The organism is Paenibacillus chondroitinus NBRC 15376 (assembly GCF_004000765.1).
GTDB classification, from domain to species: Bacteria; Bacillota; Bacilli; order Paenibacillales; family NBRC-103111; genus Paenibacillus_E; species Paenibacillus_E chondroitinus.
In genome coordinates this window covers 1-20,962 of sequence record NZ_BILW01000057.1, presented here as the reverse complement: position 1 = coordinate 20,962, position 20,962 = coordinate 1, and the positions used below count along the sequence as shown (strand labels likewise).

Below are 20,962 nucleotides of genomic sequence, written 5' to 3'. Positions count from 1 at the left end.
ATCTGCACCATTTTTGCCGAGTGGAGGAAATTGCTGGAGATACGCCATCTAAATCGCTGGGTGCAGGGTGGAAACTGTTAGATATGGCAAAATTAGCGCCGGAAATTCCATTTCATTAGCGGAAAATGGGACTGGCCGCAGAAAATAGCAGGAGTATTCGGGGTTAACGATAACGGGAATATTCCAGTTGCCTATTATTCACGCGCGCCGGGATGGTTTACGTGCTTAATCTCGCACTTCAACAATCAGCTCGATCTCCACGGGTGTGTGAAACGGCAGATCGCTTGTGCCTATTGCGGAGCGGGCATGCTTACCCTTTTCGCCGAACACAGCGACTAATAAATCGGACGCGCCGTTGATGACATAAGGCTGGTCTCCGAAACCCGGTGCGCTGTTGACGAAAGCGAGCATCTTCACGATTTTAACGACTCGGTCCAAATCTCCGAGATATCCCTTCATAACTGCTAAGCAGTTAATGATGGTTTGGCGTGCTGCCGCTTGTCCCTGCTCAATCGTCACTTCGCGGCCAAGCTTGCCCTCATACATCAATTCTCCGTTAATTCGGCAGTCTTGACCGGACAAATAGATGAGATTCCCTGTTTGATTGCAAGGAATGTAGGTAAAACGTGGTTCAGGGGATGGAGGGAGTGTAATCCCTAATTCTTGCAGGCGCTGCTCAATGTTCGACATGCGATTGACCTCCAGTTTTTATGTGTTTTAAGCTTACTCTAGCATTCCTCGAGCAAGCACAGGCGTACGTGTGTAAGTTTGGTCACGCTGCATCACCACATGATTGTGCAAGTTGACGGTGCTGCAAATATGATTGGGAATAATGCGCAGCTTATCGCCTATTTGCAGGTTGGCTGCTTGGGCTAGCGGTCCTAGCTCAATCATGCCATGTTCCTCGGTTAAGCGGGCTAGCGTCGCATCCGTAAGCCCGAGGATGTGCCCAAAGCCCTTCAGCTGCAAGGGCTCGGTGCCCGGCTGAACGTCGGTGGCGAAGGTTTTGCTGCCGCCATCGACAATCGCGAGGTCAGCGGAGGGGCGGCTGACGACGGTGACGAGCACGCTGCCCGCGCAGTCCTCCAAGCTGCAGACACCTAGCCGTGCCTGCATCCTGTCGTGGAACACGTAGGTGCCCGGGCGCACCTCGGTCACGCCTTCAACCGCCGCGGCATACGTTGCGGTTGGCGTTGAGCCCACGCTGACATCCGTGATCGCGATGCCCTGCGTTCTGAGGCGCTCGGCGAGCTGCGCCATCAACGCGCCTTCTTCCTTGCCGGCTGCGGCCACGTCAAGCGTCGGCTTGCCGGCTAGCAGGGAGCCGCGGAAGGTGTAGATGCCAGTCAGCCGCAAGTGCGGCATGGCGCTAATTTCAGCCGCCAGAGCAGCGGCTTGTTCGTACAAAACGCCGGTACGACGCAGGCCTGTGTCAATTTCCAGCCGGACTTGCAAAGAGTGTCCATGGCGGCTGGCGATATGCTCCAATTGCTGAGCACCTGCCAAGCTATCGACACCAACAATGAGCTCGATTTGCTCGCTCAGACGAATGGCGCGTTCGATCTTGCTGGCGGTCACAAGCGGGTAGGCGACGAAAATATTGCGAATGCCGTGCGCGGCCATGACTTCCGCTTCTGCTATTTTCGCCACCGTAATACCGACAGCCCCTGCTTCGATCTGCTTCAGCGCAATAGCGGGGATCTTATGCGTCTTCGCATGAGGACGCAGGTTCACTTGATGAATACGTGCCATATCAGCCATAGCCTCAATGTTGCGATCCATCCGATCAGCATCGATGAGCAGACTCGGGGTCTCTAATGCTTCTAATCCATCTAATTTTCCCAACGCTTCCAATGTTTTGGTTGGTTCCAATGATTCCATCCAACATCACTCCCTTTTCGCTGCACTTTTACTTTCTTCCAAGTAGCTGTAGAGGGTATACTTTGAAATATTCAGATAGGCGCAAATCGTTTCGCAACCTTTTGGGTATACGTCGAGCCAGGTTTGTGCCAATTCGTTTGGTTTGCTTTCTTGTCTTGAGCAAAATGGTAACATAAAAATTTCTAATATCAAACAAAAAGTTTGGTTACCTAAAGAAAAGTAAGATATGCAAACGCTGCACATGCTACTATGTAAAAGTAAAAAGGAAGGAGGGGCGCCCATGAGACGCTGGTTTGCCAAGTCCCTGAAACGCAAATTGTCATTAATCATTTTACTCGCAGTCGTATTGCCGCTGCTTTCTATGGGGACCGTTTCCTATCGCATCGCCACTTCGGTGACGGAAGACAAAGCGAAGCAGGCCGGAATGAACACCCTGAAACAGATAACGGACAAGCTGGATTTCGTAATTCAAGACGTAGAGAATATGTCGATTTTTCTTATTGGCCAAAAAGATATTCAAACCTACTTAAGCAACACAGAAGGGGACGTAAACAGCTATTCGCTGATCGTCGGAACCTTATGGAACTTATCCTATTCCAAAAAATACATTTCAAACATTACGATTACGCCGAAAAACGGCAATCCGGTACTATATACAACGACGATTACGAATTCGGGACTTAATCCGCTTTTACAACAGTATGAATCCGTTTACAAATCCACAACCAAATGGTGGTCGCCGCTGTATGTGAACCAAACGACGGACGGTCCCAAGAGGGTGATTACACTCGTCAGGCCGATCCGGGATGTCAGCACGTTCCGAACGATCGGAACGCTCGCTTTTTCACTTGATCAAGCGGAGATTGAGCATTATTTGACGGATGCGGGTTGGGAAAGCAGCGGTTTTGTCATGCTGACTGATCAATACAATCAAATTATTGCCGGAGGCGAACCAGGCTGGCTGGCTCGGAAGGTCGGAGATGTGTTTCCGAACTTAGACAAGCTGGGAGAAACCAATGGCGTGCTTAACGTGCCTAGAGGCGAATTGCCGCACACGGTTTTGTATAACTCTATGCCTCGTTTAGGCTGGAAACTGGTTGGGTTCATCCCGACAGAAATCTACCAGAAACAAAATGGTTACGTGCTTACCGTAACAGCTGTAACGATTGTTATTGCGCTCATGCTTGCAATGGGGTTAGTGCTTTATTTCTTGCAATGGGTGACTAAACCGTTAACCAGGTTAACCAAATCGTTGAAAGATTTGAATCCGGATGAGGCGATCCCGACCTATGAAGTGAAAAGCGCCGACGAAGTCGGGCTGCTGGTCCACAGCTATAATAAGCTGAGCGAGCGGATCGGCAGGCTGAAAGATCAAGTGCAGCAGAATGAAGCGAAGAAAAAGGAAGCGGACATTATGGCCCTTCAGGCGCAGATTAATCCGCACTTTTTGTACAATACACTCTCTTCGATCCACTGGATTGCTCTGATGAATAAGGATCGTCAAATTGCCGAGATGATTGGGGCGCTTAGTGATTTCTTGCGTTTTAGCCTAAATAAGGGTGAAGAGTTCTGTTCGGTTCAGCAGGAAATTTCTCATGCCCAGAATTATGCCTATATCCAGGCCATGCGGTTTCCGGATCAGTTCGAGATCGAGTTTTTTATTGTTCCGGAAATGCTGCAAACGACGATGCTGAAGCTGCTGCTGCAGCCATTGATTGAGAACAGTCTCATTCATGGTATTCAGAAAAAGAAAGCCAAAGGGCATGTCTACGTCCATGGGGAACTCCGCGATAATCAGATGAAATTTGTCGTGGAAGATACGGGAATCGGCATGGACGAAGCGAAGCTGCGCGACATTCACGGCCAGCTGGTTGCAGCTAACCAACAATTGGGAATGCTAACCGAAGTTGCGAAGGAAGCGAAGCTGCCGGTTACTTCCTATGGCCTTATTAATGTGCACAGACGATTGCTGCTGCACTATGGCCTTGGGTCGGGCCTTGTTGTGGAAAGCACGTTAGGTATGGGAACTCGGATATCATTTTCAATTCCGCTTGGGACGGGGGAGCTGACGACATGAGAATTTTGATTGTAGACGATGAAGTGATAATAAGAACCGGTCTTTGTACCGTGATCGATTGGAAAGAACTTGGGCTTGAACTGCTGCCTGCAGCATCTTCGGGGGAAGAGGCGTTAGAGCGGATTGCGGAAGAAAAGCCTCACATCGTGCTGACGGATATCCGTATGCCGGGGATCGACGGGATTCAGCTCGCTCGTGAAGTGAAGGCGCTGCTGCCGGACACGGAGATCGTGATCCTGACGGGGTATGATGATTTCTCCTATGCCCAACAGGCGCTCCGTGAAGGGGTGACCGATTATTTGCTGAAGACAAGCCGGCCGGAAGAGATTATTAAAGCTGCGCTGAAAGCGAAGCAGAACGTGATGGATAAATGGGAAACGATGAAGCAGGAGAATCTCCAGCAGGCTGCGCTGCGCAATCAGTTGTTGGATCGAGCGCTAAAACGGGGCTTGCACGATGATGCGGAAGCAAGGGAACAGCTGCGTGTTTGGTTCCACAGAAACGGCGTAGACGTTCATCCGGAATCCGGTTCGGCCGCGGCGATGCAAGTGATGCTCGTTTCCGTATCGGGCTGGGAAGCGGGGCTTACGGAGCTGCTGCAAGGCGCAGCGCAGAATATCCTCTTCGAGCTGCTTCCGTGTGTGACGCTTATGAACAAGGAGCACTTGCTGCTTGTTGTCCGTTATGAAGAAAGCGGCATGGATGAAGCAGGGCTTAAAGGTGCGCTGAAGCGGGTAACCGAAACGCTGAAATGCACGGCATTTGCGGCGCTTGGAACCGTTGCGCGGGATTACGATAGCCTGAAGGATTCCTATCTGGCTGCCAAAGAGGTGTTTGCGTACCAAGGACTGCTCGGTTCGCAAGGTCTTTTCACGTTGGCGGATATTCGAGAGCGAAGCGGGGGTCGTACCGTACTGACCGAGAAGGAGGAAGCTGAGCTTGCGGCCATTCTGATGAGCGGCAATGCGACGGACCTGCGCCATTGGGTGAACCAGCGGGTGCGCGCGCTGATGGAAGACGCTTTTGCAACGCCGATGACGGTGCAGGGTTATCTGCAATCGATGATTATCGCGGGCCACCGCTGGTTGGAACGTGCGAATTCATCGGAAGTTTCGCTGAGCAAGGTCCCTTCTTATGAAGGGGAAGGGCGCCCGGAGGAGGAGATCTTTAGGATCCTCACGGCGGTTATGAACCTGTTCCACCAAGGGTTGGATCAGAATAAGTACGCTTATGTGTACAAGTCCATCGCGTATATCCGCGACAATTTGCATCAGCCGATTTCCCTGCAGCAGGTTGCGGGTTTCGTTCATATCAATCCGAATCATTTTAGCGAAGTATTTAAACGGGAGACCGGATGCACCTATATTGAGTTCGTCACACAGGAGAGGATGAAGCGCGCGGTAGATCTCCTGCAAAGTACGCAAACCAAAGTCAGCGATATTGCCAGAAGAGTAGGATACGAGGACATCAAGTACTTTACGCAGCAGTTTAAAAAGCATACCGGACAAACCCCATCTGAATATCGACAAGGTTCGACTGGAATCGACAAAATCTAAAGACTGAAAAATGTCCCCCCTTGCGCCGAAGTCTCTCCCGTACCGTCTCCTGCAGATGTCCCCTATACTAAAGTTGTAACAAGAGAGCTACAGATTAGGTTTTTACGAAACTTTTAGGGGGTCCAACGAATGAAGAAGTCATTTATCGTTACATTGGCGGCCACAATGTCATTAGCGCTGTTAGCTGGTTGCGGTGCTGGTGGCACAACAGATACAGCCAAAGATAGCGCAGCACCTAAGTCGACAGAAGCAGCAGCTAAGTCTGGTGAGAAAGTTAAACTATCGATTTGGCACAACTATACAGGTGAAGATCTTCGCGCCAAATTGATGCGTGAATATATGGAGAAATTCAAGAAAGACCACCCGAACGTGGAGTTGGATATTCAGGGGATTCCACCCGATGGCTACCGTCCGCGTCTTAAAACGGTTGCTGCAGCAAATGAAATGCCGGATTTATTCGTTATGTGGCCTGGTGTTATGACGAAGGAGTTCGTCGGTGGTGACTTGATTCAGCCGATCAACGAGCTGCTTGACAGCAAAACCGAGTGGAAAAATGGCTTTATGCCAGGATCATTCGATGATTTCACAATCAGCGGCAAAACGTATGCTGCGCCAATGGCCTTGTCCCCAACGTCCATCCTTTACTACAACAAAGAAATCTTTAATAAATATAATGTTCAGCCGCCAAAAACTTGGGATGATCTCATGAAGCTGGTGGACACGTTCAAAAAGAACAACGTAACGCCAATCGCACTAGGTAACAAAGCGGCATGGGTAGCGCAATCCAGTATCCTTAGCTCGCTCGCTGACCGCGTGACAGGAACGGAATGGTTCTTGAAAGCGGTAGATCAGAACGGAGCGAAGTTCACGGATCCGGAATTCGTGCAATCGCTAACGTATCTCCAGCAGCTTGGTAAAGCAGGCGCGTTCCAAGATGGTTTCAACTCCATCGATAATACACAAATGGAACAAATGTTTGCACAAGGTAAAGCCGCTATGATGATCGACGGCGGTTGGGCGCTTCCGAACCTGGCAGCGAATACATCCAAAGAGGCTTTGGCTAACATGGCTGTAACGGTACTGCCATCTGTTCCTAACGGTAAAGGGGATCCAAACTCACTTTCCGGTGTTGTAGGTACAGGTCTTGGAATGAGCAAGAAAGTTACCGGCGCACAAAAAGCAGCTGCTTATGAGTTGATCTACGCGTTGTCTGGTCCAGAAGCACAGAAAGCTATTTTGGAAAGCAATCAGCTTGTGTCCTACAAAGTAGATCTGGATACGACAAAAGTATCCTCCTTGTTCGCAGAAGTGTACAAAATGATGAATACGGTTAAGAAAACTCCTGTATACGACGGCAAGCTTAGCTCCGCTAGCGCTGATGTCGTGAACAATGGTCTTCAAGAGCTCCTCATGGGCGGCAAGCCAGAGGATATCGCCAAGAAAATTCAAGACGCGCAGGCGAAAGCCGTCGGCAAATAACGTATGGCCATAGGACTCCAGCCAGGTTCGGCTGGAGCCCTTTTTTCAAAAAAAAGTTAGCAAGGGGGGAAATGAAGTCATGACCGTATCCGCAAGAATCAGAGGATTCATAACTATAGGGCTTCTTCCAGCCTTAGTGCTCTATCTGTTTTTTGTCATCGTACCGATTTTCTGGTCAGCTTACTATGGCTTTTTCGATTGGAAAGGGATCGGAGCGGCCAAGTTTATCGGATTAGACAACTATGTAGAAGTGTTCCAAGATCCAATTTTCTGGAAGTCGTTCAAAAACAATATGCTTATCGTTGCAGCGTCCGTGTTCGGTCAAGTGCCGATTGCATTGATTTTAGCGCTTTTGCTTATGAAGAGTACGTTTTTCCAACGTGTCATTCGTGCTTCCGTTTTTATGCCTATGGTGCTCTCCTCGGTTGTTGTAGGGATTATCTGGGGTTACATTTATCACCCGCAAATCGGTATTTTGAACTTCTTGCTCGATGGCGTCGGCCTGGACGGCTGGAAGAAAGCTTGGCTTTCCGATCCGAAAGTATCGATGTACGCACTTATGGTGCCGATCATCTGGAATTATATTGGACCTTATATGATTATGTTTATTGCCGCTTTACAAAATATTTCGCCAGAAATTGAAGATGCGGCGCAGCTTGATGGGGTGGGACCGGTTCGCAAATTGTTTGCCGTCACGCTGCCCATGATCTGGGATACCGTTAAAGTGGCTGTCGTCCTGTGTATCTCGGGAAGTTTGAAGGCATTCGATCTGATCTACGTCATGACAGGCGGAGGTCCGGCGCATTCAACCGAACTGCTGGCTTCTTACATGTATAACAGCACCTTCAATGTGTATCGTTTCGGCTTCGGAAGCGCGATTTCCACAGCCATTATTATTCTAAGTTTGATTTTGATTGTAGGCAGCCAACGTTTGATGAAACGGGATTATCGTTAAAATAAAGGAAGAGAGTTCTCTCAGGAGGGACATCTATGGAGCAGGTTGTATCGATGCAGACGGGTTTTCCCGCTGGAGGTAAGCGACGGAAAGTTTGGACGCGAGGCGTCGTTAATATTTTGCTTAGTTTGTACGCGTTAGTCACGTTATACCCGCTCATTTGGTTGTTTATGAGTGCTTTGAAGTCCAATGAAGAGTTTTATTCACGGCCTTTTTTAATGCCGCTAACTTGGAAATGGGACAACATCGTCCGGGCCTGGAAAGTGTCCGGGATGGGGCTATCGCTTTGGAATTCCACGGTTGTCACGATTGCTTCTCTCGTGCTGACGTTAGTGTTGGGGGCTCTGGCAGCCTTTGTCTTATCGCGGTTTGAGTTCAAATTAAAGCCGTTTTTCATGGGATTATTCCTGCTCGGGATGCTCATTCCGATTCATAGTACACTAGTTCCATTATTTATTATCATGAAAAAAGTAGGCCTTTTGAATACGTATGGCGCACTTATTCTACCTTATGCGGCTTTTGAACTGCCGCTTGCGATTTTCGTTGTTGCGGCTTATTTAGTCACCATTCCCAAAGAAATTGAGGAAGCCGCTTTGATCGACGGCACAGGCTATTGGGGGATTTTCTTCCGCATGATGCTTCCACTTAGCTTACCGGCGCTTTCGACGGTTGCGATCTTAGGGTTTTTGCGGTTTTGGAATGACTTTGCGTTTGCTCTCGTGTTTATCAGCAAGCCTGCGTTGAAGACGGTTCCGCTGAGCTTGTCCGCTTTTGCTACAGGTTATATGACCGATTACGAGCTGACGATGGCTGCGCTTGCCATTGCTGTACTGCCGACAATTGTCGTGTTCCTGCTGTTCCAAGAGCAAATTATGAAGGGTATGACGGCTGGTGCTGTAAAAGGTTAATGCCATTCATCATCTTAGGGAGGACATCATGACGAAATTAAAAGTAGCGGTGATCGGTGCCGGCTCCATCTCCGATGCACATTTGACCTCATATATGGAACATCCTGAAGTGGAACTTTACGGTATCGTCGATATGAACGAGGAGCGGGCGCGCGCGGCTGTCCAGAAATATGGTGCGCAGGTTGCTTTTACCGACTACCGCGAAATGCTGGCTGACCCGCAGGTGGAAGCTGTGAGCATCTGCACGTGGAACAATACGCATGGCGCTTTAAGCATCGCCGCATTGGAGGCAGGCAAACACGTGTTATGCGAGAAACCGCTCTGCACGACTGTTGAAGAAGCCTTGCGCGTCGAGGAGGCGGCTCGCCGCAGCGGCAAGCTGCTGATGGTCGGCTTCGTCCGCCGCTTTGGCACGAATGCGCAGGTGCTGCGCCGCTTCTTGGATGCTGGCGAGGTTGGCGAGATTTACTACGCCAAGGCTTCGTACTTGCGCCGGTTGGGCAATCCCGGCGGTTGGTTCGCCGACAAGGAACGCGCCGGCGGGGGGCCGCTTTTTGACATCGGCATTCATGTCATCGACTTGTGCTGGTACTTGATGGGACGGCCGAAGGTGAAATCGGTCAGCGGGAACACCTACAAGAAGCTGGGCAACCGCTCGAACATTAAGAACTTGAGCTTCTATAAGGCAGCGGATTATGATGCCTCCCAGAATACGGTGGAAGACATGGCGAACGCGCTTATCCGGTTTGAGAACGGTGCGTCGCTCATGGTCGACGTTTCTTTCACCTTGCATGCGAAGATGAAAAATGAATTCGCTGTGAAAATATTTGGTGATCGAGGCGGTGCCGAGATCGAAGCGGATTTCTGCATCGTGAGCGAGAAGCATGACACGATCATCAACGTGACGCCGCAGATCGATCATCCTTCGTTCGAGTTCATGGACGGCTTCCGCAACGAAATTGACCATTTCGTTCAAGCTTGTCTGGGGCGCCAGGAGCTGATTTCACCGGTCCAAGACGGTGTGGAATTGACTAAAATCTTGTGCGCGGTTTATGAGTCGAGTGAAAAGGGGATTGAGATTCAGTTTGGCTAAGCACGTCTGGTGCGTGTCAGTTCCTGGATTTCAGGTCCATTGTGGATAACTTTCAAGCCCCAGACCATACAGGTTCGGGGCTTTTCAGCGTACGCTCGGAGGTGCTACGTGTAATTAACGCCGATTACTCCTGCTAATTTTCTCAATTAACCTGCTTTTGGGTAGAATAACTGGAATTTATACCAGCCTGATTTACCATATTTTAGGCAACTTCCGACGATTTAGTTGGAGCTTCTACTGTTATTCCATTCCCTACGACAGAGCAGGGCAGAATAACGGTAGGATTTCCATCTATTCGACTGGGTGACCTATAGCTGGGTGGGAACCGCTACGATTTCCCCTTGCGCGTAATATCCGCAAGGTTAATCCACTCCTCGTCGGTCACCTCGAGCAGGTCATTGAACTGCCCGGCGCCCTGCAGCCATTCGCCGCCGTCGATCGTGACGACTTCGCCGTTGATGTACCCGGCGTAGTCCGAAATCAGATAAGCGGCGAGGTTCGCCAGCTCATCTTTTTCCCCAACCCGCCGCAGCGGCACGCGGTTCAGCAGCTTCTCCGACAGCTCAGGCGTCGGAGCCAGCCGGCTCCACGCGCCGTCGGTGGGGAACAGCCCCGGCGCGATCGCGACTTGCCGGATGCCGTGGCGCGCCCACTCGACGGCAAGCGAGCGCGTCAAAGCGAGCACGCCGGCCTTGGCGGCCGCCGACGGCACAACGAAGGCCGAGCCCGTGGAGGCATACGAGGTGACGATGTTCAGCATCGTCCCGCCGGTGCCTTGCTCGATCCATCGTTTCCCCACTTCCAGCGTCGTGTAAAACGTGCCGTGAAGGACAATATTCAGCACCGCGTCCACCGCGCGCGAAGATAAATTTTCAGTCGGGCTGGCAAAATTTCCAGCCGCATTGTTGATGAGAACATCGATCCGGCCATAATGTTGTTCCACGGCCGAGACCATCTCCGCGATTTGCTGCGGATCGCGCACATCACAGCTTTTATAGAACACATTACCGTCCATCTCGGAAGCGGCCTTCGCCAATACTTCCTCGCGTCGGCTAGTAATGGCAAGCTGCGCCCCCAGCTCCAGGAAACGCTCTCCCATAGCACGGCCAAGACCTGTACCCCCACCTGTGATGAGAATGACTTTATCCTTTAATAAAGATGCATCGAACATATCCATCCTGCCCCTCATCTTGAAATTGCCGCATCCCTAATGAGCAGAAGCAGCTTCGAATTGCTCGATCCAGCTCGCCAGAACCGCTGAACGAGTTCAGTCTCCTGTAAAATAGGTTTGATATTGCTCGCGAAGCTCGCGTTTCATGAATTTTCCAACCGAGGAACGGGGGATTTCGTGCAGGAAAACCACATCGTCCGGAATCCACCACTTGGCAAATTTGTCTTCAATGAACGTGAGCAATCCCTTTTTATCCCCCGCTTGCAAGGCAGCATCTTTGAGGACGACGCAAGCGAGCGGCCGCTCACCCCATTTAGGATGAGGCACGCCGATCACGCAGGCTTCATACACATTCGGGTGCGCCATCAACGCATTTTCCAAGTCGAGAGAGGAAATCCATTCTCCGCCGCTTTTGACCAAATCCTTGGCTCGATCGACCAGTTTCACGAAACCTTCAGGATCAATGACCGCGATATCTCCGCTATGAAACCAGCCGTCTTGGAAGCCCTCAGCAGTTCGGGCGTCTTTGTAGTATTCGGTCGCTACCCAGGGCCCTCGCAGCCAAATTTCCCCCATCTCCTTACCGTCCCAAGCCACCTCGCCGCGCATTCCGACGATTTTCATATCAAGTCCAGGCACCAGCAGTCCTTGCGTGGCCCGGGTATCGTACTGCTCGTCAAGCGAAGCTTCTTCTTGATAGCTTTTTAGGCGGGCGACGGTAACGAGCGGACATGTTTCCGTCATGCCGTAAGCATGATAGAACGGAACATTCAGCCGCTGCTCGTAGCTCTCAATGAGGCTGCGCGGGGCAGCAGATCCGCCGCAGACGACGGCGCGCAATGAGGATAAATCCAGCTGCAGCGCCTCTTGCGCTTGAAGAGCAGCTGTCCAAACCGTGGGTACGCCAGCTGCGATGGTGACCTTTTCGTCCGCGATCAAGCGGAGCAGAATATCCGGCGTAGGGGCCGGTCCGGGAAGCACCTGCTTGCTGCCGAACCAGACGGAGGCGAAGGGGAGCCCCCAGGCGTTAACGTGAAACATCGGGACGATAGGCAGCACAGCGTCGCGTTCCGAAAGAGCTAGCGTATCCGCTAACCCAATGGATAACGAGTGCAGATAGATCCCACGGTGAGAGTACATGACACCTTTGGGATTTCCCGTTGTGGCCGATGTATAGCACATCCCTGCGGGAGCGCTTTCATTTATATATTCAGGATATGTGTAAAGCGGATCACCGCTCTCTATCATGTTCTCATACCCGTAGACAGGCTGTAAAAAAGTAGGCGGCAGTTCCTTTTTATCCGTCATGATGATGTAGCCTTCGATGGTCGTCAGTTGATCCTGGATTTTTTCTATAATGGGCAGCAAGGTCTCATCTACGAAGAGGAAACGATCTTCCGCGTGATTGAGAATGTAGGCGATATGATCGGCGGGGAGACGAATATTCACCGTATGGAGGACAGCTTCCATGCAGGGGATGGCGAAATAAGCCTCCAAATGCCAATGATGATTCCAGGCAAAAGTAGCAATGCGATCCCCGGGCTTTACCCCTAACGCTTGCAGCGAGCTGGACAATCTCTTCGAACGTCTGCCGAAATCAGCATACGTATAACGGTGAATGCCGGTACTAGTTCGGGAAACAACCTCTTTTTTTGGGAATAAGGTTTGGGAGCGTTCGAAGAGTGAGCGCAGCGTTAATGGGTAATTGTCCAAATGGAAGCACCTCCGGGGATTGGCTATTTCTATAGTAAATATATAGGGAGGAGGGACAGGATATGTCCGAAATAGGGCTTATGGGAGTAAAAGAATTGACTTTTCCCCCTTTGCCCTGAACCCGGAAAACATGTTGAAATAACCGGCAAAACGATATTAGAATGTCCAAACGGTGAAACTAAAGCTGTTTATCAAATTGCCCTTGAATTTAAAGAGCGGATGCGTCGTGCAGAGGAAGAAGAGCAGGAAAGTGAAATTGAATTTATTGAAAAAAAGATTCAAGCATACCAGGAACGGTATGGTTCTATCGAAGACATAGAGAAAGAGTTGTACTCCGGAACTACACTTTCAAATACATCCGCTGCACTGGACCTTGATGTTTGGAAATATCTCCGTGACAGGAGATTTGTACTTCTTGGCTAGCTTAACAAATCTGTTATTTCTAAGTGATGTAGGCTCGTTGCACATGAATTTTCCGGAAGTTGTTCTAAGTGCAAATCTAAAGGCAGGAAGTTCAGCAAAAACTCAAAATCACCTTCTTACACATGCTTAGCATTGTAGAGAAATATAAAAAATAAAAGAGACCCTCGACTAGGGGCTCTTTTTTACGTAAATCTTGTATTTCCTGCTGGTATTTAAAGCAGCTTACGCATTCAAAATAAACTTCTCAATAACGTGTCTGACGCCGTCTTCATTATTGCTTTTCGTCACATAATTCGCGAGCTCCTTAAGCTCCGGCAAAGCATTGTCCATTGCGACGCCAAGCCCCGCAACTTCCAGCATTTCGCGATCGTTCCACGCATCGCCGAGGGCAATGACCTCATCCAGCGTACAGCCGATATGGTTCGCCAGGAAGGCGATGGCGTGGCCTTTGGTGCCTTCTTTGTGCATGAATTCCAAATAGTGCGGCTTCGACTTCGTAATGTGCAATTGATCGCCGAGCAAAGGAAGCAGCTCCTCGCGGAGTTGGTCGCAAACTTCCGGTTTATCCACGATCAGCATTTTAGGCTGCGGAATGTCGATCCATTGGCGAAGATCACCGATGATATAAGGCGTTTTGGACAGGCGCACGTAATTTTTAATTTTATCGTTATCTTCACCCGCATAAAGCTGGTCGCCATGGTAAAGCTGAAGATGGAGATTTCTCTTTTCGCAATAGTCGAGCAGGAAGCGGGCGCTTTCCACCGGCACCATACGCTCATACAGGACTTCCTCGTCGAGGAGATTTTTGATCGAAGCACCTTGATAAGTAATGATCGGTACGTTAAGCCCGATTTGGTTCGCGATTTTGGCTGCGGATGGGAAGCTTCTGCCTGTCGCAATCGTTACCGTCACACCTTGAGCAACGGCTTGATGCATAGCGTCAATCGTTTCCTGGGAAATCGTCAAATCATCACGCAAAAGCGTATCGTCCAAATCCGATGCTACTAACTTGTAAGTCATGTGTTCCTCTCCGTTCCGATAGGTAGTCTATATAAAAATTCTGCTTTAAGCATACCCGAATCAAAGCGGAATTGCTAGAATAAAGCGAGAGCTTTGCAGTTTACAAGGAGGCGCGTTAACGATGGCATCACTTTACACGGACAAGCTGGAGGCCTTGCTGAGAGCGCACAGCAGTGAGGTTGATGCAGCCGGAATGTCCGCTTATATGCGCGACCAATTTCCTTTCCTCGGTATTCGCAACCCGCAGCGCGTGGCTTTGACGAAAGCATTTTGGAAGGAGCAAGGCTATCCCAAAGGAGCAGAGGGCGTAAAAGTGGCCGAGGAGCTTTGGGCATTGCCGGAGAGGGAATTCCATTACACCGCGCTGCAGCTGCTCACTCAGCTTCGCAAAAATGCGGATAAAGAGCATATTGATTTGCTCGAACGCATGGTTGTAACGAATTCCTGGTGGGACACCGTTGATCCGATTGCTGACCATTTAATTGGTGTTCACTTACAGAAGTATCCGGAACTTATCCCGGTCTATGTCGAAAAATGGCTTTCATCAAGCAATATGTGGCTGCAGCGGACAGCGATTTTGTTCCAACTTAAGTATAAACAGCGCACAGACGTGCAGCTACTTTTCAGCTGTATTCGGCGTATGGCGGATTCGAAGGAGTTTTTTATCCGGAAGGCCATCGGCTGGGCGCTGCGTGAATACTCGAAGACGGACGCTGCGGCTGTGCAGGCTTTTGTCGCTGAGACCGAGCTTTCGCCGCTTAGTGTGCGGGAAGCATTGAAGGTCATTCAGCAGAAGGAAGAGAAAGTGCGATAGACTAGTTGATATTTGGAGGAATCCAAAGGAACGAAACTTTTTTACCACGCCATGATCTTGTAAGGGAAGGGGCTGATTCAAAAGCGGCGTAAGCTACTTTGGGACAGCCCTTTTGGCTAACTTTCTTTACAATACTGCTTTTTAGAAAAATAGAAGTCAAGTCACAGTTGCGTTATAAAATATAACACATATATTGTAAAGATAAAATTGTGTTATATATATTGACATATAAGTCACATTGTTTTAAAGTTAATAAAATTCTTTGTAGCGGCATACAGCCGTGAGTGCTTGCTCTAACTCATAATTAAGAAGGGAATGATGGAAGATGGCATACAATCGGACGCATGATTGGCTAACGCGACTGCCCAAAGTTGATCTTCATTTGCACTTGGATGGGAGTGTGAAGCCGGAAACAATTCTGGAGATCGCCCTGGATCAAGGCATTGATCTTCCCGTGTACAATAAAGAAGGCTTGATTCCCCATATGCGTGTTGGCGACGAATGCGGCAGCCTTATTGAATACTTGAGTAAATTTGATTTTACGACTCGTTTTATGCAATCGGGTGAAGCTTTGGAACGAATTGCTTACGAGGTTGCTCAGCAATCGGCAGAGCATAACTGCAAATACGTGGAGGTGCGTTTTGCCCCGCAATTGCATCGCAATAACGGTTTGACCGTGGAAGAAACGATTCATTATGTGGTTGAGGGGATGAAGCGCGGACAACGTGATTTTGGTGTAAAAGCCGGCGTCATTGCGATTTGTATGAGAAATCATTCCTGCGAAAGCAACTTGGAAGTGATTCGAGCGGCAGCCAAGTTTGTGGGCAAAGGCGTAGTCGCCGTTGACTTAGCCGGAGATGAGGCGTCCTATCCGCCGGAATGGTTCCGGGAGGTTTTTGCGGAATCAGGCCGACTCGGCATTCCGGTCACGATCCATGCCGGAGAAGCGGCAGGTGCAGTGAATGTGTACGAAGCGGTAACGAATCTCGGTGCGGTGCGCATTGGGCACGGTGTCAGACTGAAGGAGGACACCGACATTCTCGAACTGGTCAAAGACCGCCGCATCCCGCTCGAAATGTGCCCGATCAGCAACATCCAAACAAAGGCTGTTTCCGGCTGGGAAGCCTACCCGATCCGTGAATATTTGGAGCAAGGGCTCCTCGTCACCATCAATACGGATAATCCGAGCGTCTCTGGAACGGACATTACGAATGAATACCGCGTGCTGTCCGATCGCTTCGGTTTTACGGAGCCTGAACTCGTCAGGCTTGTGATGAATGGGGTGGAAGCCGCGTTTATGGACGAAAGCGATAAGCTGTTGCTGCGGCGGGAGATGGAAGCGGAGATCAACAGTTTAGGGATGGGGTTGCTGAGCTGATGTGGTTCCTCACGCATTTCTCTTGCTAGGCTCTGTCAGAGGGAACTATAGTACTCTATTTTACTGAAATTGCGCTTTTTTCATCTGGAAGGGAACTATGATCCGTTATTTTGTCAGATTTCACCCTAACAACAGCATTTTGGCTGAATAAGAGCCTGTAGTTCCCCTCAGACAGAAGATAGCTTGATTTACCTGTAAATAGAGGACTTCTAGTTCCTTTTCGTAAAGCATTTAGGGAATATCCAGCAGTGAAAGTTGGCAGTATGTAAGTAGAGTGATGGAGTATTGGAGAGTAGCCCAACACGAAAGCCTGACGGCGCTGACCGTCAGGCTTTTTATTGATGAATTTTTGAAACCTGCCATAGGAAGCTACCCAATTTTCTCAAATCACTTGACAATATAGGGTAGGGGGGTATACTATACATATATAAACAAATACCAATCACTGTGAGGTGACAATCCTATGAGCACCGAATCTGCAGGGCAGCAGCAACCTACCGGAGCAACTGCAACGGTTGATTTCGATATTACAGGAATGACTTGCGCCGCATGCGCAACCAGAATTGAAAAAGGGCTGAGCAAGATGCCCGGTGTCGCACAAGCTTCCGTCAATCTGGCTATGGAAACAGCCCGAATTTCCTATCAGCCTTCGGAGGTAACACCGGAGGATATGCAAGCGCGAGTAGCCAAGTTAGGATACGAAGCAGCGCGCAAAACAGAACAGGCAGAAACCGGCGAGCATCGCGCCAAAGAGATACAGAAGCATAAGCGTAAGCTGTGGATTTCAGCCATACTTTCTTTCCCATTGTTATGGGCGATGGTTGGCCATTTCTCCTTTACATCATGGATTTGGGTGCCGGAGCTGTTCATGAATCCGTGGGTGCAGCTGGTTCTGGCAACACCGGTCCAGTTCCTCATCGGACGCCAATTCTATATTGGTGCCTACAAAGCGCTCAGCAATAAGAGCGCGAACATGGATGTGCTCGTGTCGCTGGGAACATCAGCCGCGTATTTTTACAGTTTGTATCTGACGTTCCAATGGGCAGGCCAAAGCGAGCATCACCATGCGCCTGAGCTGTATTACGAAACAAGCGCCATCCTCATCACACTCGTCATTCTCGGAAAATGGTTCGAAGTTCTCGCCAAAGGGCGCACTTCGGAAGCCATTAAATCGCTTATGGGCCTGCAGGCCAAAAGTGCCCTGGTCATCCGTGCCGGGCAAGAAGTCAGCATCCCGCTGGAAGAGGTAGTTACAGGGGATGTCATCATCGTGAAACCGGGTGAGAAGATTCCGGTGGATGGCACCGTTTTGCAAGGCCATTCCTCGGTCGATGAGTCGATGCTGACGGGTGAAAGCCTGCCGATTGAGAAACGCGAAGGCGATACCGTGATCGGTGCAACGCTGAATAAGAATGGGGTTCTCCGGGTGCAGGCGACTAAGGTTGGCCGTGACACGGTGTTGTCCCAAATCATCAAAGTCGTTGAAGAAGCACAGGGATCGAAGGCGCCGATTCAGCGTGTGGCGGACGTCATTTCGGGAATTTTTGTCCCGATTGTCGTGGGTATTGCGCTTATCGCTTTTGTTCTATGGTACTTCTGGTTGGATCCGGCTAACTTCGCTGGCGCACTCGAAAAAACGATCGCGATCCTCGTCATCGCTTGCCCTTGCGCATTAGGATTGGCAACGCCGACCTCGATTATGGCAGGGTCCGGACGCGCAGCGGAATTAGGGATTTTGTTCAAAGGCGGAGAGCATTTGGAAGCGGCTCATCATCTGGATGTTGTAGTTTTGGATAAGACGGGTACAGTAACCAAAGGGAAACCACAACTTACCGATATCCAGACGCATGTGGACCAGACCACCTTCCTCCGTTTCGTCGGAGCGGCGGAGCGCAGCTCGGAACATCCGTTGGCTGAAGCGATCGTCCAAGGCATACTACCGTCCGTGCCATCCTTGCCGGAAGCCACTAGCTTTAAGGCCATCCCCGGTTTTGGACTGGAAGCTCAAGTCGAGGGCAGCCAGGTCCTCATCGGTACAAGGAGACTGCTAACCGAGAAGGGGGTTGATATTGGCGAAACGCTGCTTAAGGATATGGAACGTTTAGAGCAAGATGGAAAAACCGTGATGCTGGTAGCCTTTGACGGAGCGTACGCCGGATTCGTTGCTGTGGCGGATACAATAAAAGAAACATCGCAGGAAGCCGTATCCCGTTTGGAAGCAATGGGCATTAAAGTCATCATGATTACAGGCGACAATGCGCGTACGGCAAAAGCGATAGCCGAGCAAGCTGGCATCAAGCAGGTTCTAGCCGAGATTTTGCCGGAAGGGAAAGCGGCAGAGGTGAAAAAGCTGCAAGAGCAGGGGTTCCGCGTCGCGATGGTCGGCGATGGCATCAACGATGCGCCAGCCTTAGCTATGGCCGATATTGGCATGGCGATGGGCACGGGAAGTGATGTAGCCATGGAGGCGGCGGATGTCACCTTAATGCGCGGCGATTTGAACTCCATTGCAGATGCCATTGAAATGAGCAGACGGACGATGCGCAATATTAAGCAAAATCTGTTCTGGGCCCTCGGCTACAACACGATTGGCATTCCAATCGCCGCTTTTGGCTTGTTAGAGCCTTGGGTAGCAGGAGCTGCTATGGCGTTAAGTTCCGTTTCTGTCGTACTGAATGCTCTTCGATTGCAGAGAGTCAAACTTTAAGCGAGCGAGGAGCCTTCCAAAAGGATTGACAATATACGGGATGGGGGTATGATATGTAGTAAATAACCCTCAAAGGAGTGAGCCCAATGAACAAGGAAATGGACACGGAAGTAGACCACTGTGGCCTGGATGGACACGAGCGGAAGAGTCATCATTCCGATAAACTCAAAGCGGATTTAACGAAGCGGTTGAACCGCATTGAAGGTCAAGTTCGCGGGGTCAAAGGTTTGATCGAGAAAGATACGTATTGCGATGACGTTCTGCATCAAATAGCCGCGATTCAATCGGCGCTTAATGGTGTAGGGAAATTGCTGTTAGCCGGCCACCTCAAAAGTTGTGTCGTCGAACGTATTCAAGAAGGCGACATGGATGTTGTCGATGAATTGCTCAAAACGATGAATACCCTCATGAAATAATCAAAAAAATTAAATTAAATGAAGGAGTGAATGCAATGTCCAGCATTATTTTAAAAGTAGAAGGTATGTCTTGTAATCACTGTGTGAATACCGTTGAGAAAGCCATGAAAGAGCTTGGGGCTGAAGGGAAAGTAAACTTGGCGGGTAAATTAGTGGAAGTGGAATACGACGAGAGCAAGCTGACTGTGGAAGCGATCAAAGAAGCAATCGAAGAGCAAGGTTATGACGTAGTGCAATGAGAATAACGAGTCTTATCGTGTTGTCTCTGGCACTTGTGTTAAGCGGGTGCGGGAAGTCGCAGACTACGGATCATTCGGTACACGGCGGCGGCCATGAAGCGGGGAGCTCGACTGAGCAGGTTCAGGCGATATTCCAAGTTGCTTCTCCGCAGGCGAAGGCGAAAGCGAAGGAAGATACGATGTTGACGATTCAGATTCAAGATAGTGACGGAAAGCCGATAAACGATTTTGACCTGAATCATGAGAAAAAGATGCATCTTATCGCGGTGAGCAAGGATCTTTCTTATTACAAGCATCTGCATCCGGAGTACAAAGGAAAAGGTCTTTTTACGGTATCGACGCAGTTCCCCTCTGGTGGCGAATATAGGCTTTTTGCTGACTTTCTGCCTACCGGGAAAGAAAAAACGGTCAAAAGCTACGCCTTGACTGTGCAAGGGGACCCGGCACCACCAGTGGCCATTGAACCGGAGAATGCATGGACGAAGACCATAGATGGCAATGAAGTTACTCTAAAAATCGATCATCTAATGGCAGGAATGGAACTTAATCTAACCTATTCCTTTAAGGATGCAGCCTCAAAAGCGCCTATTAAGGATTTGCAGCCGTACCTAGGGGCTGTGGGGCACGTAGTTATTCTGGACGCGAATGCGGATCAATACCTGCATGTTCATCCGACGGACGAGAAATCGACGGGTCCGGAAGCCCAGTTTATGACGACGTTCCCCAAAAGCGGCGTGTACAAAATATGGGGAGAATTTCAGCGCGGCGGCAAGGTGTTCATCGTCCCGTTCGTTGTTAAAGTCCCTTAACTTACTCCCTACTTCTATATAAAAAAGGAGCCGGTCACCATGCCTGCCTATATCATCACGGGAGGTTCCAAAGGCCTCGGAGCTGAGCTGGCAAGGCAGCTCCTGCACCAAGGCGCCGCGGTCCACTGCGTGTCGCGCAGCGAAAGCCAGAGCCTCCGCCAAGAGGCGCTAAGCACGAAAGGTGACTACACCTTTCATGCTTACGACTTGGCGCAAACCGACGGCCTGGATTCGCTGATGGAGCGAATCCTTGGCCTGGTTGATCGAGCGGATGCCATCACGCTCATCAACAACGCGGGCCAGCTCGAGCCGATGACGTTCAT

At 50.0% G+C, this 20,962-nt stretch carries 18 protein-coding genes; 13 read left to right on the top strand and 5 right to left on the bottom strand.

What is annotated here, in order from left to right:
• Positions 1-225: 225 nt before the first annotated feature.
• Together PCH02S_RS32260 and PCH02S_RS32255 are read right to left on the bottom strand one after the other, a co-directional pair.
• A complete protein-coding gene (locus PCH02S_RS32260) occupies positions 226-690 on the bottom strand; it encodes a RidA family protein (protein WP_127458208.1) in 465 nt (154 codons plus the stop codon).
• 33 nt (positions 691-723) lie between these two features.
• Positions 724-1,881 carry an alanine racemase gene (locus PCH02S_RS32255; protein ID WP_127458207.1) on the bottom strand — a complete coding sequence of 386 codons (1,158 nt, stop codon included), beginning with the start codon at positions 1,879-1,881 and terminating at the stop codon, positions 724-726.
• Positions 1,882-2,161: 280 nt separating this feature from the next.
• Between PCH02S_RS32255 and PCH02S_RS32245 the strand changes: the two genes are divergently transcribed.
• From PCH02S_RS32245 to PCH02S_RS32220, 6 genes are all read left to right on the top strand, one after another.
• On the top strand, positions 2,162-3,958 hold the full coding sequence (locus tag PCH02S_RS32245; RefSeq protein ID WP_127458206.1) for a cache domain-containing sensor histidine kinase: 1,797 nt from the start codon (positions 2,162-2,164) through the stop codon (positions 3,956-3,958).
• Entirely contained in the window at positions 3,955-5,514 is a 1,560-nt protein-coding gene (locus tag PCH02S_RS32240; RefSeq protein WP_127458205.1) for a response regulator, read from the top strand. Before PCH02S_RS32245 ends, PCH02S_RS32240 begins: the two co-directional genes overlap by 4 nt.
• Positions 5,515-5,643: 129 nt before the next feature.
• Positions 5,644-6,993, top strand: a complete 1,350-nt coding sequence (locus PCH02S_RS32235; protein ID WP_127458204.1) for an extracellular solute-binding protein — start codon at positions 5,644-5,646, stop codon at positions 6,991-6,993.
• Between the two features lie 79 nt (positions 6,994-7,072).
• Complete coding sequence (locus tag PCH02S_RS32230) at positions 7,073-7,948, top strand: carbohydrate ABC transporter permease (RefSeq protein WP_127458203.1); 876 nt, start codon at positions 7,073-7,075, stop codon at positions 7,946-7,948.
• A 35-nt stretch (positions 7,949-7,983) separates the two neighbouring features.
• Positions 7,984-8,856 carry a carbohydrate ABC transporter permease gene (locus tag PCH02S_RS32225; protein ID WP_127458202.1) on the top strand — a complete coding sequence of 291 codons (873 nt, stop codon included), beginning with the start codon at positions 7,984-7,986 and terminating at the stop codon, positions 8,854-8,856.
• 28 nt (positions 8,857-8,884) lie between these two features.
• On the top strand, positions 8,885-9,949 hold the full coding sequence (locus PCH02S_RS32220; RefSeq protein ID WP_127458201.1) for a Gfo/Idh/MocA family protein: 1,065 nt from the start codon (positions 8,885-8,887) through the stop codon (positions 9,947-9,949).
• A gap of 328 nt (positions 9,950-10,277) precedes the next feature.
• Here PCH02S_RS32220 and PCH02S_RS32215 read toward each other — a convergent pair whose 3' ends face one another.
• From PCH02S_RS32215 to PCH02S_RS32205, 3 genes are all read right to left on the bottom strand, one after another.
• Positions 10,278-11,120 carry an SDR family oxidoreductase gene (locus PCH02S_RS32215; protein WP_127458216.1) on the bottom strand — a complete coding sequence of 281 codons (843 nt, stop codon included), beginning with the start codon at positions 11,118-11,120 and terminating at the stop codon, positions 10,278-10,280.
• 96 nt (positions 11,121-11,216) lie between these two features.
• On the bottom strand, positions 11,217-12,833 hold the full coding sequence (locus PCH02S_RS32210; RefSeq protein WP_127458200.1) for a long-chain fatty acid--CoA ligase: 1,617 nt from the start codon (positions 12,831-12,833) through the stop codon (positions 11,217-11,219).
• Positions 12,834-13,478: 645 nt separating this feature from the next.
• Positions 13,479-14,276: a Cof-type HAD-IIB family hydrolase gene (locus PCH02S_RS32205; RefSeq protein WP_127458199.1), complete on the bottom strand. Its 798-nt coding sequence runs from the start codon at positions 14,274-14,276 to the stop codon at positions 13,479-13,481.
• Positions 14,277-14,397: 121 nt separating this feature from the next.
• Here PCH02S_RS32205 and PCH02S_RS32200 point away from each other — a divergent pair, with 121 nt between their 5' ends.
• From PCH02S_RS32200 to PCH02S_RS32170, 7 genes are all read left to right on the top strand, one after another.
• Entirely contained in the window at positions 14,398-15,090 is a 693-nt protein-coding gene (locus tag PCH02S_RS32200) for a DNA alkylation repair protein (RefSeq protein ID WP_127458198.1), read from the top strand.
• A gap of 325 nt (positions 15,091-15,415) precedes the next feature.
• On the top strand, positions 15,416-16,468 hold the full coding sequence (add, locus tag PCH02S_RS32195) for an adenosine deaminase (protein WP_127458197.1): 1,053 nt from the start codon (positions 15,416-15,418) through the stop codon (positions 16,466-16,468).
• A gap of 463 nt (positions 16,469-16,931) precedes the next feature.
• On the top strand, positions 16,932-19,175 hold the full coding sequence (locus PCH02S_RS32190) for a heavy metal translocating P-type ATPase (RefSeq protein WP_127458196.1): 2,244 nt from the start codon (positions 16,932-16,934) through the stop codon (positions 19,173-19,175).
• Positions 19,176-19,261: 86 nt separating this feature from the next.
• Positions 19,262-19,591, top strand: a complete 330-nt coding sequence (locus PCH02S_RS32185) for a metal-sensitive transcriptional regulator (RefSeq protein WP_174806853.1) — start codon at positions 19,262-19,264, stop codon at positions 19,589-19,591.
• A gap of 35 nt (positions 19,592-19,626) precedes the next feature.
• Positions 19,627-19,830 (top strand): copper ion binding protein, encoded by a 204-nt coding sequence (locus PCH02S_RS32180; RefSeq protein ID WP_127458195.1) that lies wholly within the window; start codon positions 19,627-19,629, stop codon positions 19,828-19,830.
• Complete coding sequence (locus PCH02S_RS32175) at positions 19,827-20,639, top strand: hypothetical protein (RefSeq protein WP_127458194.1); 813 nt, start codon at positions 19,827-19,829, stop codon at positions 20,637-20,639. The genes PCH02S_RS32180 and PCH02S_RS32175 overlap by 4 nt, the downstream gene beginning before the upstream one ends.
• A gap of 39 nt (positions 20,640-20,678) precedes the next feature.
• Positions 20,679-20,962, top strand: a 284-nt coding sequence (locus tag PCH02S_RS32170; protein ID WP_127458193.1) for an SDR family NAD(P)-dependent oxidoreductase, incomplete at its 3' end; no start/stop codon positions are given.

Bases quoted from the DNA above. Each gene is read 5' to 3' on its own strand.
- PCH02S_RS32260 (WP_127458208.1), bottom strand. From the start codon at position 690: ATGTCGAACATTGAGCAGCGCCTGCAAGAATTAGGGATTACACTCCCT.
- PCH02S_RS32255 (WP_127458207.1), bottom strand. From the start codon at position 1,881: ATGGAATCATTGGAACCAACCAAAACATTGGAAGCGTTGGGAAAATTA.
- PCH02S_RS32245 (WP_127458206.1), top strand. From the start codon at position 2,162: ATGAGACGCTGGTTTGCCAAGTCCCTGAAACGCAAATTGTCATTAATC.
- PCH02S_RS32240 (WP_127458205.1), top strand. From the start codon at position 3,955: ATGAGAATTTTGATTGTAGACGATGAAGTGATAATAAGAACCGGTCTT.
- PCH02S_RS32235 (WP_127458204.1), top strand. From the start codon at position 5,644: ATGAAGAAGTCATTTATCGTTACATTGGCGGCCACAATGTCATTAGCG.
- PCH02S_RS32230 (WP_127458203.1), top strand. From the start codon at position 7,073: ATGACCGTATCCGCAAGAATCAGAGGATTCATAACTATAGGGCTTCTT.
- PCH02S_RS32225 (WP_127458202.1), top strand. From the start codon at position 7,984: ATGGAGCAGGTTGTATCGATGCAGACGGGTTTTCCCGCTGGAGGTAAG.
- PCH02S_RS32220 (WP_127458201.1), top strand. From the start codon at position 8,885: ATGACGAAATTAAAAGTAGCGGTGATCGGTGCCGGCTCCATCTCCGAT.
- PCH02S_RS32215 (WP_127458216.1), bottom strand. From the start codon at position 11,120: ATGTTCGATGCATCTTTATTAAAGGATAAAGTCATTCTCATCACAGGT.
- PCH02S_RS32205 (WP_127458199.1), bottom strand. From the start codon at position 14,276: ATGACTTACAAGTTAGTAGCATCGGATTTGGACGATACGCTTTTGCGT.
- PCH02S_RS32200 (WP_127458198.1), top strand. From the start codon at position 14,398: ATGGCATCACTTTACACGGACAAGCTGGAGGCCTTGCTGAGAGCGCAC.
- add (WP_127458197.1), top strand. From the start codon at position 15,416: ATGGCATACAATCGGACGCATGATTGGCTAACGCGACTGCCCAAAGTT.
- PCH02S_RS32190 (WP_127458196.1), top strand. From the start codon at position 16,932: ATGAGCACCGAATCTGCAGGGCAGCAGCAACCTACCGGAGCAACTGCA.
- PCH02S_RS32185 (WP_174806853.1), top strand. From the start codon at position 19,262: ATGAACAAGGAAATGGACACGGAAGTAGACCACTGTGGCCTGGATGGA.
- PCH02S_RS32180 (WP_127458195.1), top strand. From the start codon at position 19,627: ATGTCCAGCATTATTTTAAAAGTAGAAGGTATGTCTTGTAATCACTGT.
- PCH02S_RS32175 (WP_127458194.1), top strand. From the start codon at position 19,827: ATGAGAATAACGAGTCTTATCGTGTTGTCTCTGGCACTTGTGTTAAGC.